This window comes from Massilia hydrophila (assembly GCF_020208145.1).
Classification (GTDB): domain Bacteria; phylum Pseudomonadota; class Gammaproteobacteria; order Burkholderiales; family Burkholderiaceae_D; genus Telluria; species Telluria hydrophila.
Map to the genome: position 1 here is coordinate 147,509 of NZ_JAHYBX010000001.1, position 16,565 is coordinate 164,073.

At 62.8% G+C, this 16,565-nt stretch carries 10 protein-coding genes; 7 read left to right on the top strand and 3 right to left on the bottom strand.

All coding sequences use genetic code 11. The features are described from left to right. The first annotated feature begins 82 nt into the window (after positions 1 to 82). From LE190_RS00635 to LE190_RS00645, 3 genes are read left to right on the top strand one after another with little or no spacing between them, the layout of a single operon-like run. The gene (locus tag LE190_RS00635) at positions 83 to 1,366 is read left to right on the top strand and encodes a TolC family protein (protein WP_225236909.1); all 1,284 of its coding nucleotides are present in this window, start codon (positions 83 to 85) and stop codon (positions 1,364 to 1,366) included. After that, complete coding sequence (locus LE190_RS00640; protein WP_225236910.1) at positions 1,366 to 2,610, top strand: efflux RND transporter periplasmic adaptor subunit; 1,245 nt, start codon at positions 1,366 to 1,368, stop codon at positions 2,608 to 2,610. Before LE190_RS00635 ends, LE190_RS00640 begins: the two co-directional genes overlap by 1 nt. A 15-nt stretch (positions 2,611 to 2,625) precedes the next feature. Continuing rightward, positions 2,626 to 5,769, top strand: coding sequence for an efflux RND transporter permease subunit (locus tag LE190_RS00645; protein WP_225236911.1), 3,144 nt, complete (start codon positions 2,626 to 2,628; stop codon positions 5,767 to 5,769). A gap of 169 nt (positions 5,770 to 5,938) precedes the next feature. Here the strand turns inward: LE190_RS00645 and LE190_RS00650 are convergent, their stop codons facing one another. After that, positions 5,939 to 6,817, bottom strand: coding sequence for a PD-(D/E)XK nuclease domain-containing protein (locus tag LE190_RS00650; RefSeq protein WP_225236912.1), 879 nt, complete (start codon positions 6,815 to 6,817; stop codon positions 5,939 to 5,941). 247 nt (positions 6,818 to 7,064) lie between these two features. Between LE190_RS00650 and LE190_RS00655 the strand changes: the two genes are divergently transcribed. Next, entirely contained in the window at positions 7,065 to 7,289 is a 225-nt protein-coding gene (locus LE190_RS00655; RefSeq protein ID WP_439847452.1) for a hypothetical protein, read from the top strand. Further along, the gene (locus LE190_RS00660; protein WP_225236913.1) at positions 7,289 to 9,598 is read left to right on the top strand and encodes a DUF3987 domain-containing protein; all 2,310 of its coding nucleotides are present in this window, start codon (positions 7,289 to 7,291) and stop codon (positions 9,596 to 9,598) included. The genes LE190_RS00655 and LE190_RS00660 overlap by 1 nt, the downstream gene beginning before the upstream one ends. Positions 9,599 to 9,639: 41 nt before the next feature. Here LE190_RS00660 and LE190_RS00665 read toward each other — a convergent pair whose 3' ends face one another. Next, positions 9,640 to 10,935, bottom strand: coding sequence for a tyrosine-type recombinase/integrase (locus LE190_RS00665; protein WP_225236914.1), 1,296 nt, complete (start codon positions 10,933 to 10,935; stop codon positions 9,640 to 9,642). A gap of 371 nt (positions 10,936 to 11,306) precedes the next feature. Here LE190_RS00665 and LE190_RS00670 point away from each other — a divergent pair, with 371 nt between their 5' ends. After that, positions 11,307 to 11,906: a DUF4124 domain-containing protein gene (locus LE190_RS00670; RefSeq protein ID WP_225236915.1), complete on the top strand. Its 600-nt coding sequence runs from the start codon at positions 11,307 to 11,309 to the stop codon at positions 11,904 to 11,906. Positions 11,907 to 12,349: 443 nt separating this feature from the next. After that, positions 12,350 to 13,255 (top strand): ElaB/YgaM/YqjD family protein, encoded by a 906-nt coding sequence (locus tag LE190_RS00675; RefSeq protein WP_225236916.1) that lies wholly within the window; start codon positions 12,350 to 12,352, stop codon positions 13,253 to 13,255. 177 nt (positions 13,256 to 13,432) lie between these two features. Here LE190_RS00675 and LE190_RS00680 read toward each other — a convergent pair whose 3' ends face one another. Further along, positions 13,433 to 16,555, bottom strand: coding sequence for an efflux RND transporter permease subunit (locus tag LE190_RS00680; RefSeq protein WP_225236917.1), 3,123 nt, complete (start codon positions 16,553 to 16,555; stop codon positions 13,433 to 13,435). Positions 16,556 to 16,565: the final 10 nt, after the last annotated feature.

The window sequence follows — 16,565 nt, forward strand, 5'->3', positions numbered from 1 at the left end:
ATTCGCCCACACCCGTAACGACCGACATCAAGGGCGGTACGGGGGCGTGGCCGCCGAATAGAGACCTTGTTCGGAGAGCCAAATGAAGAGAGCAATTCTATCGCTTGCGATAGCGGGGGCGGTCTGCACGCCGATCCTCGCGCAAGCCCAGCTGCGACCTGCTGTTACGGCTGAATCGCAGCAAAACACGACAATAGCACTGACTGTAGATGCAGCCGTGGAGCGTGCGATGCGGGTGCATCCCGAGATCCGTGCCGCACTTAACGAAGTGGCCGCCCAGGCCGGAGCAGTGAAGCAGGCAGGCTCGTTTCCCAATCCGGAACTTGAACTGCTGCGCGAGGGTTTTGATGAGCCGGGTCGTACATCAACGGTGCAGCTGAACATTCCACTCGAACTCGGCGGCAAACGTGCCGCACGCATACGTGCGGCTGAGCGCGAGCAGCATGTAGCCTCCCAGGACGTCAGCGCCATACGCGCGCGCGTGCGAGGCGAAACTATCGCAGCCTTCTACGAAGTGGTCGCAGCCATGGAGCGCAGCCGCCTGGCCGGCGAGATCGCGTCCATCGCCGCGAAGGCAACCGACGTGGCGGGTAAGCGTGTCCTCGCAGGCAAGGTGTCGCCGGTCGAGGAGACGCGGGCCAGGGTGGCGCAGGCAAGCGTGCGCATTGAGGCAGTGCAGGCCAAGCGAGAACTGGTACGCGCCAAGGGCAAGCTCGCAGCAATGGTGGGTGCAGATCCGCGCAACATCGACATTGCCAACCCGGACCCCATCGCGCTGCCGCGTCTGACGGCGTTGCCTGAATTGCTCGCTCAGCTGGAGCGAGCGCCAGGCCTATCGCGTGCGCGTGCACTGGTCGAGCAACGCCAGGCCGCGGTCGACGTCGAGCGTTCCCGACGCATGCCGGATGTAACAGTCGCCCTGGGCACCAAACGGGAGGATGGCCGCAGGCAGACTGTGGTCGGGTTGTCGGTCCCCTTGCCATTGTTCAACCGTAACCAGGGAAGCCTGCTCGAATCCTTGCGCCGGACCGACAAGGCCCGCAACGAGCTGGACGCCGAATCACTGCGCCTTCGCGCCGAGCTGTATGACGCCCATGCCCGTATGTCCGCAGCTCTCGAGGAAGTGGCCTTGATCGCAACGGACGTGCTGCCCGGGGCCGAGAGTACCTATCAGGCCGCCAGCCGCGGATTCGAGCTTGGCAAATTCAGCTTCCTTGAAGTGCTTGACGCGCAGCGCACCCTGTTCCAATCGAAAAACCAATATCTGCTGGCGGTGGCGGAGAGCTACCGGGCATCCGCCGAGATCGATCGACTCGTCGGCGCGACAGGCCCGCTCACCGGAACCACCCAGGCACAGGAGCAATAATGAAGAAGAATCAGTTGCAGGTCATCGCGATCATGGTGGCCCTGGCCATTGTGTTCGGCGGGTTCGTCCTGTTCAAGAGCCGCAGTGGCGGCGCGGAACAGGCCGGGCAGAGCGAAGCCGCCGAGCATGGCGAAAAGGACGATCACAACGAAACCAAAGGCGCTGCCGAAGAGGGCAAGGGCGACGAACATGCCGCCGAAAAGCACGAAGCCGAAGGCGTCATCCGTTTCACCGACGACCAGATCAAGCTCGCCGGCATCACGATGCAGACCGCGGCCGCGGCGCATCTCGACACCTTCATCCGGATGCCCGGCCAGATTGCGCTGAACGAGGATCGCACCGCCCACGTCACCGCGCGTGCACCTGGCGCGGTGGAGCAAGTTGCCGCGACGCTGGGCCAGAACGTCAGGAAAGGCGATGTCCTTGTTGTCATCGCCAGTGCCGAGATCGCCGACCAGCGTGCGGACCTGGCTACGGCCGAAAAGCGCGTCGCCTACGCGCGTAGCGTGTACGCATCGGAAAAGTCGCTTTGGGAGGAGAAGATTTCCGCTCGCCAGGACTACCTTAAGGCGGAAAGCGACCTGCGCGAAGCCGAGATCGCCCTGCAGGGCGCTCGCCAGAAGCTGGCCGCACTCGGCAGCCAAGGCGGTAGCTCGGGGACAAGCAACCGCCTGCAGGTACGCGCACCGTTCAGCGGGACGATCGTGGAAAAGCACGTAGCCTTAGGCGAAGTTGCTGGCGCCGACACGCGCATCTTCACCATTTCGGACCTGTCGACCGTATGGGCTGATGTCGTCGTGCCGGCCAAGGACCTGGAAATCGTTCGTGTAGGTACCGAAGCGGTCATCCGCTCGGTAGCCTCGGACACCACGGCGCCAGGCAAGGTGAGTTTCGTCAGCAGCCTGATCGGCCAAGAGTCGCGTTCGGCCAAGGCCCGGGTCATTCTGGACAATCCGAAAACCGCCTGGCGGCCGGGACTCTTCGTGAACGTGGATATCGTCACGGGTTCAGCGGAGGTACCCGTGGCCGTTACCAGAGAGGCGCTTCAGACGGTCGAGGGTCGCCAGGTCGTGTTCAAACGCGTGGGGGAGGGTTTCATGGCCCAGCCCGTGTCGGTCGGACGCTCGGACGGGCGCCTGGTCGAGATCGTCAGCGGCATGAAACCCGGCGAGCAGTACGCCGGCGCCGGCAGCTTCGCCATCAAGGCCGAGCAAGCCAAGGGCGACGCCGAGCACGAGCATTAACAGGGAGACACGACCATGTTTGACCGAATTATTCGTGCTTCCATCGCCCACCGCTGGCTTGTGATGTTCCTCGTCCTGGCCATGGCGGTGGCCGGTATCTACAACTACCAGCGGCTACCCATCGATGCCGTGCCGGACGTGACCAACGTCCAGGTACAGATCAATACGGCCGCGCCGGGGTTTTCTCCGCTCGAGACGGAGCAGCGCATCACCTTCCCGATCGAGTCGCTAATGTCCGGATTGCCGCAACTCGAGTCGTTCCGCTCGCTGTCGCGCTATGGCCTGTCGCAGGTGACCGTCGTCTTCAAGGACGGCACCGACATCCATTTCGCCCGCCAGCTGGTCAGCCAGCGGCTGCAGGACGCGCGCGAAGACCTTCCAAGCGGCGCCGTGCCGGAAATGGGGCCGATTGCCACGGGCTTGAGCGAAATCTATTCCTGGACTGTCGAGACGGTCCCAGGAGCGAAGAAGCCGGATGGCTCGCCCTATACGCCGACCGACCTGCGCGAAGTCCAGGACTGGATCATCAAACCGCAGCTGCGCAATGTGCCCGGTGTCACGGAGATCAATTCCATCGGGGGCTTCAACAAGGAGTTTCTGGTCGCGCCCAATCCTAACATCCTGTCGTCGTACGGCTTGAGCCTTGCGAATGTCGTCACTGCGCTGGAACGCAACAACAGCAACGTCGGCGCCGGCTATATCGAGCGGGCAGGGGAACAGTACCTGATCCGCGCGCCTGGTCAGGTGGGATCGATTGCCGACATCGGAAACATCGTCGTGTCGAATATCAAAGGCACACCGGTACGGGTGCGCGACGTGGCAGAGGTGTCGATTGGCCGCGAGCTGCGCACGGGTGCAGCCACCGAGAACGGGCAGGAAGTCGTACTCGGGACAGTCTTCATGCTGATTGGCGAGAACAGCCGGGCGGTTTCTACCGCGGTCGACAAGAAGATGGCCGAGATCAATCGGACGCTGCCGCCCGGGGTCAAGGCGGTTACGGTGTACGACCGTACCGTGCTGGTCGAAAAGGCGATCAACACGGTCAAGAAGAACCTGCTTGAAGGGGCCGTGCTGGTGATTGCGGTGCTGTTCCTGTTCCTAGGGAATATACGTGCGGCGCTCCTGACCGCGATGGTCATTCCGCTCTCGATGCTGTTCACGTTTTCCGGCATGGTAAGCAACAACGTCAGCGCAAACCTGCTCAGCCTGGGTGCGCTCGACTTTGGCATCATCGTAGACGGCGCGGTCGTCATCGTCGAGAACTGCGTCCGGCGCCTCGCCCACGCGCAGGCGCACCACGGCCGCACCCTGACCCTGCAGGAACGTCTCGAGGAGGTCTTCCTCGCCGCGCAGGAAGCCAAGCGTCCGCTGCTGTTTGGCCAGCTGATCATCATGATCGTCTATCTCCCGATCTTTGTTCTCACCGGGGTAGAGGGGAAGATGTTCCATCCAATGGCGTTCACGGTGGTCATCGCCCTGCTGGGCGCAATGATCATGTCAGTCACCTTCGTTCCGGCAGCCGTCGCCCTGTTCATGAACAAACACGTCGAGGAGAAGGAAAGCCGCCTGATGCACACGGCCCGGCGCTATTACGAGCCAGCCCTTCGCTACGTCATGGCGAACAAGCCGGTTGCCCTGGCCTTTGCAGGCATCATGCTCGCCCTTTCGGCACTGCTTGCGACCAGGCTGGGAACGGAATTCGTGCCCAACATGAACGAGGGCGACTTCGCAGTCCTGACGGTGCGGGTGCCCGGGACGAGCCTGACGCAGTCTGTCAAGATGCAGCAGCAGATCGAGACTACCTTGATCAAGAAGTTCCCGGAAATCGCGCGAGTATTCGCTAGGATCGGTACGGCGGAGGTCGCGTCCGATCCCATGCCGCCGAACGTCGCGGACGGCTACATCATGCTCAAGCCCGAAAGCGAATGGCCAAAGCCGAAAAGAACACGCGACGAGCTGCTTGCTGCAATTCAGGAGACCGTCGAAACCTTGCCGGGCAACAGCTACGAGTTCAGCCAGCCGATCCAGCTCAGGGTCAACGAACTCATCTCCGGCGTGCGCAGTGACGTTGCAGTGAAGGTGTTTGGGGATGATCTCGCTACACTCAACGAAACCGCTGCCCGCATTGGCGAGGTGCTCGAAAAGGTGCCGGGTGCCAGCGAAGTCGCGGTCGAGCAGACCACCGGTCTGCCGATGCTCCAGATCCAGGTTGACCGGGAACGGGCAGCGCGGATGGGCCTGAACATTGCCGACGTCCAGGAAACGATTGCGACGGCAACGGCCGGCCGTGAGGCAGGCACGCTGTTCGAGGGAGATCGGCGTTTTGACATTGTGGTCCGACTGCCCGAGGCAGTGCGCAGCGATATCGACGCCCTGAAGCGGCTACCCGTTCCACTGCCGGCCCCGGCGGGGGAGGGGGCGCAGCACTTCATCACGCTCGGTGAAATCGCGTCATTCGAGATGGCGCCTGGTCCTAACCAGATGAGCCGCGAGCAGGGCAAGCGTCGCGTTGTCGTCACGGCCAACGTCCGTGGCCGTGACATCGGTTCGTTCGTAGCCGAAGCGCAGCAGCGTATCCAGGCCGATGTGAAAGTGCCGACCGGTTACTGGACGACCTGGGGCGGGCAGTTCGAGAATTTGCAGGCGGCGGCCAAGCGGCTGCAGGTTGTTATACCGGCGTCGCTGATCCTGGTCTTTGCCCTGCTGTTCGTCATGTTTAACAATGTGAAGGACGGTCTGCTGGTCTTCACGGGCATACCGTTTGCGCTTACTGGCGGCATCTTCGCCCTTTGGCTGCGCGACATACCGATGTCGATTTCTGCAGCCGTCGGCTTTATTGCGCTATCAGGCGTTGCGGTGTTGAATGGCCTGGTGATGATTGCCTTCATTCGCAATCTGCGGGATGAAGGACGTACGCTGATCGAGGCGGTGTTTGAAGGGGCAGTAACTAGGCTGCGCCCGGTCTTGATGACGGCACTCGTTGCATCTCTTGGATTCGTACCGATGGCCATCGCGACTGGAACTGGCGCTGAGGTACAGCGGCCCTTGGCAACTGTAGTTATTGGCGGCGTGCTGTCCTCGACGGTCTTGACCCTGCTCTTGTTGCCGTTGATGTACTCGTGGGCGCACCGTGGTGCTGCGAAAGTTGAGGCCACTTAGCTGCTTCACTGAGGAGGTTCTATGCAGCCGTAGAACCTCTTTCGCAACTGCCAGCTCTCCTGTACAACGTGGGCGGAAGAGAATAAATGCCCGACCATCTGAGGAAGACTTGTCTGGACGCTTAGTCATGTTGCACGGCTCAGGAAGCGATAGCTAACATACTACGTCTTTACTTATGAACGACGAAGACGCGCACGTCGATACCCCGATTGCCCTTTTTGTGTTTCCCTTCTAGGTCCTTCAGACTCTCGGGATTCATAAAAAGGTGTTCCGGGTCATAGACTACACACCACAGCTTTTTACAGGTGGGATGCGCCGCGTAGTGGGCGATGTCGAGTATAAGCTCATCGCCAACACCTTTTGCATGCTGCCTGTCGCGCACGCATTTTGTCTCAATCACCAGCTCATGGGCGGGCAAAAGGAAGTCCATTCGGGTGCTCTTGCCGGCGTAGCTTGGAGTGTATTCTTCAGGTCTAACGTCTTGAACCCAAGGTCGCAGCAAGGCATGCAGCAAATCTTGTACGTCATATTCGTTGGCAAAGCGAAGTTGTTCTGCGCCTTTCCGCCGGTAGGTCAATGGATGCATGGCGCGACGCAGCCCCTGAATAACCACCAAAATAACTTCATCTACGCTGTCAGGCTTGGCAGGAACAAGTCGAGCAGCGATCTGACCATCGTCTTGGGTACTGGTGGCCTGGCCTACCGGGAGCACCCTGCCAAGCCGAAAGTAGCGCAGCCCATCCTCCGCCAACGCAGCTTCAATTCGTAGCTTATTCTCGTTCCACTGCGCTTGGTCGGCTGCATCGGTAGGCCGGGTGTCCATATATTCTTCAAGCACATTACCGAGGACTTGCAGGCTATCGACTGCCGGGTCTTGACCGGTCCTGAAAAGCCATTCCTTCCATTTTGAATGATGGGCCAATGCAGGCGGTTCACCAGGTGCGCCTGAAGATGCGAAAAGAGCATCCAAAGCTGGATGACCCCCAGTGGTCTGGATCACGTCGCCAACGATCTTGCAGAGCGCCCGAGATAGTCTTGTGTTTTTCATGTTGCAAATACTATACATGAGTGTCGGTACATGAACAGCAGACTACAAATTGTTAAATTTTTGAAATATCGGCGCAAAAAAATTTAGGGATCGACCTATTAGAGAGTGCGACAGGGGGGGGCGGCCTTGGCCTCCCCCCCCACCCCCCCCACCCCCCCGTGGTCGACGGCAAACAACGAAAATAAACGAAGTCGAATTATTTTTGGCAGACAAATAATTGGTTTCCTTGAACAACACGGACCTAAACATGTCTGCAATGACCAAACCGGCAGCGCACTACCCCGCGCTTGTCAGCGAAACCCGCACCCACGTCCCGACCGCGTGCGCAGCGTTCTGGCTGAACCGCGCCCCGCAAACGCTCCGCTCGTGGGCGTGCTTCGAGAACGGGCCGATTCGCCCTATCCGCGTCCAGGGCCGCCTGGCCTGGCCGGTCGACGGCATCCTGCGCCTGCTGAAAATGGAGTGCGCCTAATGAGCCTGCTGATCGCCTACAGCCCGCTGGCCGAACCGCAAGGTAGCGAGGTGGCAGAAAACGGCGTGATGATTGATCACGGCACGATGACCAACACTTCGGAAGGTGACCCCGCAGCCTCGACCGTCAGCAACTTGGCGCGCACCGCGGCGGAGGCAACGGCCCGAATTAACCGCACCCGGCAATTTGCAAAGCAGTACATGGAGGAGTGCGGCTTCAGTCTGTGCCCCATTGCCAAGGGGAGCAAAGGCCCGAAGTCAAAAGGGTGGCAGAACAAGCCCCTGACACAGAACATGATCGGTGACCACGGACTTGGGCTGATCCACACCCTCTCGGGTACGTGCGCAATCGACCTCGACGACCTCCAGGCGGCGGAGGCTTGGTTCGGTGCACGCGGTATCGAGTTGCGCGACTTGCTCGCCGATGATGACGCGGTACAGATCATTTCGGGGCGCCCGAATCGCACCAAATTGTTGTACCGCCTGCCGGAAGGTGTGAAGCCGCTCGTCACCAAGCAAATCAAAAGCAATGGCGCCATGATCATCGAGTTCCGTTGCGCCCCCAGCGACGGTGACGGATGCCAGGATGTGCTGCCGCCCACGATCCATCCGAAGACGGGCGCGGAATATAAGTGGGGCGGCGCAGGCGACTTCACCAAGTTGCCGGTCTTGCCGGATGCGCTGCTCAACGCCTGGGTGAACGATGCCGCGCCGGTCGCCATCTTGAATTCCTCGACGAGCGAATCCTCCCTCGTGATCGTCGAAGGCGGGCGCAACCTGACCTTGTTCAAGCTCGCTGGCGATCTGGTCGCCGCCGGGATGGCAGAAGAGAGCATCCGCGCGGCTCTGATCAAGGAAAACGAAATCAAATGCGTTGACCCGTTGCCGCTGAGCGAAGTGGAGACGATCGTGCGTAGCGCACTGAAGTCCAGCCAAGGTGCCCTGCGACTGGCACAACAGGAGGCTCTCGAAAAAGCGCGGCTTGCGGCAGTCGACGCCCGGCTCAAGGTCCAGGCCAAACAGAACCGGGTGACTGACTTCCTCGCGAGGCTCCCATCCGTCATGCAGCAGATCGGAGCTTGGTATCAGAATCGTGCCTTCTACTACCAGGAGACGTTCGTGCTGCCGATTGCCCTGGCGGCATGCGGCGCGGTCCTGGCCCGCGATTTCACGAGCCAGGGCCAGGCTTCCACGAATATGTACTGGGTGCTGATTGCGCCGACCGCCACTGGTAAGGAAGCTGCGCTGCGCTGCGTTAATGACATTGTCACTGTCTATGGCGATCAGCGACGTGCTGGTGCCCCGACTAGCCAAGGGGGCGTGCTGGCTGCATTGGAACGTAATCCGGCAAGCTGCCTCGTCATCGATGAACTGGGCGAGTACCTCAAGGGTGTGTTCGACCTCAAGGCTGCGGGCTTCAAAGCGGCGATCGGACCCATCCTCATGGATCTGTACACCAAAGGCGGAACTGAATTCTTGGGACAGGAATACGCCAAGCAGACAGGCCCCGACGCCCGCAAACGAGCCGACATCAAAAGCCCGTGCCCTTCGATCTTCGGCGCGACGACTCCGTCGACCTTCTATGCCGCACTGAGTGCTGCCACGGTCGACAACGGCTTCTTGCCACGTCTGTTGCCATTCCGTGCGCCCGACAGGGTGCCGACTCCGAACTTCGTGCAGAAAGAGGAGCCGGTGCCGGCTGTAGTCATTGAATGGCTGGAGACCATCAAATCGCGCGTGGCACTGCGCCAGAAGGAGCTGGGTGTCGGCGGGGATCTGCGCGGTGTCCAGTCATATTGCCCGGTGCACGTGCCGTTCTCGGCTGAGGCACTTGAGCTGCGCAATGCGCACATGCTGGCTATCTGCGAACGGAGGAATTCAGGCGTTGATGGCCTGGCAAGCAACATGATGTCGCGCACCGTCGAGAATGCGGGGCGCGTCGCGTTGACCTTGGCCTTGGCTGACAATCCGCATGCAACCGAAGTCGGCGTTGAGCACTTGCAGCTCGCCCTGGACATCGTCAGCTACGCTGCCGACGTGTTCTTGAATGACATGCGCAAGAATGTCTTCGACAGCAAATTCGCCGAGCTGGAGACGAAGGTGCTGGAGTACATCAAGAAATACTACATCGACGAGAAATGCGGCGTGGCGGAGGGGACCTTGAGTGATCGCTGCCGTTCGTACAAGAATGCGACCCAGAGCCAGCGCAAAGCCGTCATCGAGGCGTTGGAGGGGCAGGGCAGGATCACGCGAGACAAAACACAAAAAGATTCCTGGCGCTTCACCCCCACCCTCGAAGCCCTGCAATAAGACGAGAAAGTACCGCCGGGGCCGGCGGGAATCTCTTCCAATCAGGCACTCAGCCGAGCATTAATCACCGGCACTTCAACCCCCGCCTGAGCAAGCATCCACACTTCAATCTTCGTGTGCCACATCCGCAGCAGGTCGATCGGGCGGCGGATGTAATGCTTCTCCGCGATGGCGCTAGGCTTGTGGCCCATGATCTGTGCCACCACACCCGCGGGGCACTCCACCCATTCGCTCAACGTGCCAAACGAGCGGCGCAGGCCGTGGATTGACACATGCGGCAGCTCGGCCGCTTCCAGTGCATTGTTATGGGCCTTGCGCGGCTCCTGGATGCGTCCGCTGGCAGCGGAGCGGCTGCTGAATACCCACTCATTGGTGCGCGGCAGTGCATCCAACAGCGCGGACACGTAGGGCGTCAACGGAATCGTCCGGTTGGCCTCCACCTTGTCCTGCAAGACCATCGTGCCCCACTTGAAGTCCACGTCCGTCCAGCGCAGTCCAGCCATTTCCTCACGACGCGCGCCCGTCAGCAGGAGGGCTTGCAGGTAGGCGCTGGCGACAGGGTTCTGAATTTCCCGGACTTGTTTGAACCAGGGGGCCAATTGTTCGCGCTGGAGGCAATCCGACTTCGCCGCGGGCTTGGGGAGTTCGTCCTTGGCCACGCATGAAGCGCACGCGTTGGCGCTGACTTCGGTTTTGTACTCGGCCCGCATGGCGCACCAGTTCAGGAACCCGCGCAAGCGCACGAAAGCGTTCATCGCCACGGTAGACCTGTGCGTCTCACCATTCAGCCATTTCCGCACATATTCGGCGTCGATGTCACGCAGAGGGCGGGCGAGCACGGAGACCAGCACGCCGGGCAGGGTGGTCTCTCCCTCCCCCTTTTTGCGCCCACGCGTCTTTTGACGGCCACCCGGATCGACCAGCCTCTGGTGGTCCAGCAGGGTGCGGGCGCTCCACCGGGTCTTCCGGGCCGTCATATAGGCGTCCCACGCTTCGCGCGCGGGCGTCTCAGCACGGCGGCTGGCGTCGCGCTTCGCTGCCTGCTCAGCGACAAGCTCGGCTTTCTGCACCCTAGGGTCGTGTCCGCTGTCGACCAGCACCTTGAGGCGGCGCGCCTCTGCTTGCGCACTGGCGATGTCCCATGTCGACGGGGAGCCGATCGTGGTGCGGATGGTTTGATTGTTGAGCTTGGCTTGGAAGACGTAAGCCTTGGCCCCGCTGGATACCACGCGGAGGCCAAGGCATGGCGCGGTGGCGTCCCACATGAATGCTTGTTTGCTGTTGGGCGGGCAAGTGAAGCCGTCGACGCGCGCAGCAGTGAATTTGATTTTGGCCATATAGCTGAGTGTAATCCCTGTGTAACCGCTGTGTAACCCAGCTATGAGTATATTTGCCAACCGTCATCAACACAAGGGCGGACGAAAAATACTGTAAGCTACTGAAAAATAAAGAGTTTCATGGCCATGATGGATACTGTTGAATAGGTCGATATACATGGAACTTCTCATTCGTAATGCGAAGGTCACCAGTTCGATTCCGGTCAGCGGCACCAGACAAAAGGGTCACATGTCTTGCATGTGGCCCTTTTTCTTTGGCTGGGCCGGGCGCGATCCGTGGTGCATAAAATGGCGCATCCAGTTTTCATTTGGCAATTTTTTTCTTGAAGCGTGGTGTAATGCGAAGACGCATTCCCCTTTTCTGAAGAACCATGGCCCATCGGACTCTCGGCTTTGCAGCGCTCTTCCTGGCGGGCCTGTGCCAGGCCCAGACCGTCTACAAGGTCGTCGGACCAGACGGGAAAATCGGCTACACCGACCGGCCGCCGCCGCCGTCGGCCCATACGGTCGTCACGACGCTCGGCCGCGCGGCGCCCCAGGAGGACGGACCCGCCAGGGCCGCCACCCAGTGGGCGGTAGACGCATCGCTGCGTGTCTATTACAAGCAGATCATCGTGCACTCGGCCAAGCGCTTGTGCGGCATGCTGGCAAGCGACAACTTCACTGGCGCGAAGGATGCCGCGGCCGCCGCCACGCGCGCGGCATCGACCTGGGAAGAACGCCACGCCGCACTGACCCGGAAGAAGATCGTCGTGGTCCAGGATGCGCTCTCGGACGCGAAGCTCAACGCCATCGCCGACGACGCCAAGCGCCAGAACGAACCGTATGTGATGAGGCTGAGCGTTGCACCGATCGCGGAGCGGGTGGCATGGTGCAAGGCGATGCCGACCACGCTGACGATGCCGGAGTTCGACCTGGCCGGCGACGCGCGAGTGGTGCGCGCCATCATGGACTACGTGCCCAGGAAATAAGGCCCGCGCCAGGCGGCTGCCTCCATCCGGTCGGCCTCCACAGCCGCCTTCCGCACGCACAGCGGCAGGGGCGGCATCCTCGATTCGTCCTGTGCCGGAGACGGATGCCCCGGCTCTGTTAGTCAGCGCACGGTCCAGCGGGCAGGGCTATTGTATTTTTTGTATCGCGACGCAGTGTCTGCTACTGCGCGTATTTTCCGGACCGCCACAGGCGACCGCTCACGCAGCGACGACACAAGGCCCCGCGCTACGTTGAACTTTTTGTGCTGGCTATAGGTCACATCCTAGAGAAGGTGATCCTGGCAGGAAACAAAATTCAATCTTGAGATAGCGCAGGCAACTCTCGTCTCCTCGCGCCGTGCACAGCGGATTCGAGGAAGAATGTGGTGATAGTCGGGTAACGGTCTAATCGCGTTGGTCTACATTTTTACGAGGGATACATCATGGATAATCAGAAATCTACCGAGGGAAAAGGCAGCGACGCAAGCCGCGAGGGCGCGGGTTCGAGCATCGGCAAGAGCCAGAATTCCGGCATGAGCCAGGGTAGCGGTGTCTCGGGCAATAGCCAGAGCAGCTCGTCGAGCAGCAGCCTCGGCAGCGCCAACGCCTCGCCAAGCAGCGCCAAGCCGGCCACCGCCAGCAGCACCGGCGCGACCGGCGGCACCAGCAACTCCAGCAACTCCGGCAGCATGCAGAGCGGCGCACAAAGCTCGGGCAACCTGGGCAGCAGCACGAACAAGCAGAGCGGCTCGTCGGCATCGAGCGGCGCCGGCAGCAGCGGCAGCCTGAGCGGCTCGTCCGGCAGCAGCGGCAACAGCGCCCTCGGTTCGAGCGGCAGCGGCAGCAGCGGCATGGGCAGCAGCGGCATGAGCGGCAGCAGCACCGGCGGCAGCTCCGGCACCACCGCCAGCAGCAGCGGCAGCATGGGCGGCGCCAGCGCGCAGTCGGACTCGTCCTCGTCCTCTTCCTCGTCCAGCGGCGACCACTCGATGTCCTCGGGCGGCGGCATGAAGGGCGCCATGGCCAACATGTCCCCGGACAAGGCACACGAGAAAATCGACCAGCTTGCGCAGGGTGCGCAGCCGCTGGTGGACCGCCTCGTCAGCACCGCGCACGCCGGTGTCGACCGCCTCAGCGGCATGCTGAGCGGCGCATCGGAAAGCCTGGGCCAGCGCAAGGGCCAGCTGGGCGAAACCTACCAGAACTACTCGGCCAAGAGCACCGAGTACGTCAAGACCAACCCGGGCACCGCCCTGCTGGTCGCGGCGGGCGTCGGCTTCCTGCTGGCCAAGCTGATGGGTGGTTCGAGCAGCTCGGAGCGCCGCGAGTATCGCTACTACCGCGACTGATCCAGCTGCGGCAGCAAATTAAAAAACCCGGCGGGCTTCGGCCCGGCCGGGTTTTTTCATGCCCAGGGCGGCGTGTGCGCAGGCGCGCCAGTCGTTCAAACGCGATCGGCCGCCCTTCTGCCCACGCAGCAGCGCAACGCGCGGCCGGCGCAGCGTGGTCCAGTCACCGGGCCACGCCTATTTGACAGGGTCGGAGGCTGGCGCCTTGGCCGCTGCCTGCGGGCCCTTGCGGCGCAGGCGCCCCGCCTGGCGCTTCATGAAGTGCTCGAAGTCGTCCACGTAGGTGAACACGGCCGGCACTACCAGCAGGCTCAGCAGCGTCGAGGTGATCAGGCCGCCGATCACGGCGATCGCCATCGGCGAGCGGAAGGCCGGATCGCCCGACAGGCCAAGCGCCAGCGGCAGCATGCCGGCACCCATGGCGATGGTCGTCATCACGATCGGGCGCGAACGCTTGTGGCAGGCGTCGACCAGGGCGTCGAAGCGGTTCATGCCGGCCTGGCGTGCCAGGATCGCGTAGTCCACCAGCAGGATCGAGTTCTTGGTCACGATCCCCATCAGCATGATCAGGCCGATCATGGTCGGCATCGACAGCGAGCTTTTTGTCAGCAGCAGGGCCACGAAGGCGCCGCCGATCGACAGCGGCAGCGCGGCCAGGATCGTGGCCGGCTGCATGAAGTCGTTGAACAGCAGCACCAGCACGCCATAGATGCACAGCACGCCGATGGTCATGGCGATGCCGAAGCTGGCGAACAGGGTCTGCATCTCCTGGGCGTCGCCCAGTTCCGCGATCTGCACTGTCGGCGGCAGGTTCTTGAAGACCGGCAGGGCGCGCGCCTCGTCGTTGACTTCGCCCAGCGAGCGGCCCTGCAGCTCGACGTCGAGCGTCACCTGGCGGCTGCGGTTGAGGCGGTCGATCTGGGCCGGGCCGCTTTCCATCGTGATGGTCGCCACATTGGCCAGCATGACCGGGCCGCGCGCGCCCGGCACGGTGAGCCGGCCGATGGCGTCGAGGTCGGAGCGCACGGCGTCCGGCAGCTTGACGCGGATCGGCACCTGGCGTTCGGCCAGGTTCATCTTGGCCAGCGAGATATCGTAGTCGCCGGCGGTGGCCACCCGCACCGTCTCGCCGATCGCGGCGGCGGTCACGCCCAGGTCGGCCGCGCGCGCGAAGTCTGGGCGCACGATGATTTCCGGGCGCACCAGCGAGGCGCTGGAGCTGACGTTGCCGATGTTTTTCAGCGTGCGCAGCTCGCGCTCGGCCTGGCGCGCGGTGGCGCTCAGGGCCTGCGGGTCTTCGCTGCGCAGCACCAGCTGCATCTTGGTGCCGGTGTCGTTGGCGCCGACGTTGAAGCGCGCACCGGGGATCTGCGCCATTTTGGCGCGCAGCTCGCGCTCGATGCTCGACAAACCGAAGTCTCGCTCGCTACGCTCGATCGTGGTCACGGTCAGGACGGCGCGCCGCGCCTCGGCAGCGGCGCCCGGGGCGAAGGCGTCGCCGCTGGAGCCGCCGCCGATCGAACTGAACACGTGCTCGACGCCGGCCACGCGCATGGCCGCGATCCTGGCCTGTTCCGCCACCGCATGCGTTTCGGCCAGCGTGGAGCCCGGCGGCAGCTCGACCGTGACCTGGGTCTGCGAACGGTCGCCCGGCGGCACGAAGCCGGTCGGCAGCAAGGGCACCAGCGCGATCGAGCCCACGAAGAACAGCGCCGAGGCGATGGCCGTGACCATGCGGTGGCGCAGGCACCACTGCATCGCGCGCATGTAGCGGCGCATCAGCGGGCCGTCCTTTTCCTCGCCGAGGTGCTTGGCCGGCTTGAGCAGGTAGGCCGCCATCATCGGTGTCAGCAGGCGTGCCACCACCAGCGAGGCCAGGATGGCCAGCACCGCGGTCCAGCCGAACTGCTTGAAGAACTTGCCGGCAATGCCGCTCATGAAGGCGGTCGGCAGGAACACGGCCACCAGCGAGAAGGTGGTGGCGATCACCGCCATCCCGATCTCGTCGGCCGCCTCCAGCGCCGCCTGCATTGGGGTCTTGCCCATGCGCAGGTGGCGCGAGATGTTCTCGATCTCGACGATGGCATCGTCCACCAGCACCCCGATCACCAGCGCCAGCGACAGCAGGGTCACCATGTTCAGGGTGTAGCCGAAGAAGTACATGCCGAGGAAGGCGGGGATCACCGACAGCGGCAGCGCGGCGGCGGCGACCAGCGTGGCGCGCCAGTCGCGCAGGAACCACCACACCACCAGCACCGCCAGTACCGCGCCTTCGTACAGCATCTCCATCGAGGCGTCGAAGTTTTCCTCGACCGGCGCCGAATTGTCGACCACCTGGCGCAGCACCACGTTCGGGTGTTCCTTCTGCAGTTCGGCGACGGCCGCGCGCGCGCCCTCGGCCACGTCCACCTCACCTGCGCCGCGGGTGCGGAACACCTCGAAGCCGACCACCTTGCGGCCATCGTACTCGGCCAGCGCGCGCGGTTCGGACACGGTATCGGTGACGGTGGCCACCTGTGCCAGCTTCACGTGGCGGCCGTCGGGCAAGGGGATGTCCATCTGCGCCAGTTCCTGGGCCGACTGCACGGTGGCGATGGTGCGCACCGACTGCTCCGCGCCGCCGACGTCGCCACGGCCGCCGGCCGCTTCGCGCTGCACCTGGCGCAGCTGGCGCGACACGTCCAGCGCCGATACCTGCAGCGCGGCCATGCGCTGGTCGTCCAGTTCGACCCGCACTTCGCGGGTCACGCCGCCCACCCGCTTGACCGCGCCCAGGCCCGGTACGCTCAGCAGGCGCTTGGAAACGTCGTCGTCGATGAACCAGCTCAGCGCCTGCTCGTCCATGGCGCTGCCGGCGCCAGGCGCCGGGCTGGCGATGAAGGTCGCCACCACGCGGCCGGCGGTGGCGGCCTTGGTCACGCTCGGGTCGCGCAGCTCGGCCGGCAGGTCGGCGCGCACCCGCGCCACGGCGTCGCGCACGTCGTTCACCGCTTCGGCCAGGTCCTTCTCGAGGATGAACTCGACGGTAATGGTGGCCACCCCGTCCAGCACATTGGTGTAGATGTTCTTGACCCCTTGCAGGGTCGCGACCGAATCCTCGATCTTGCGCGCCACCTCGGTTTCGAGCTGGGCGGGTGCCGCGCCTTCCAGCGTGGCCGTGACGGTAACAATAGGCAGTTCGATGTCCGGGAAATCCTGGACCTTGTTGGCATTGAAGGCCAGCAGCCCTGCAAAGGTCAGCAGGACGAACAGCATGATCGCAGGGATCGGGTTGCGGATCGACAGGGCGGAAAAGTTCATGAAGGCTCTC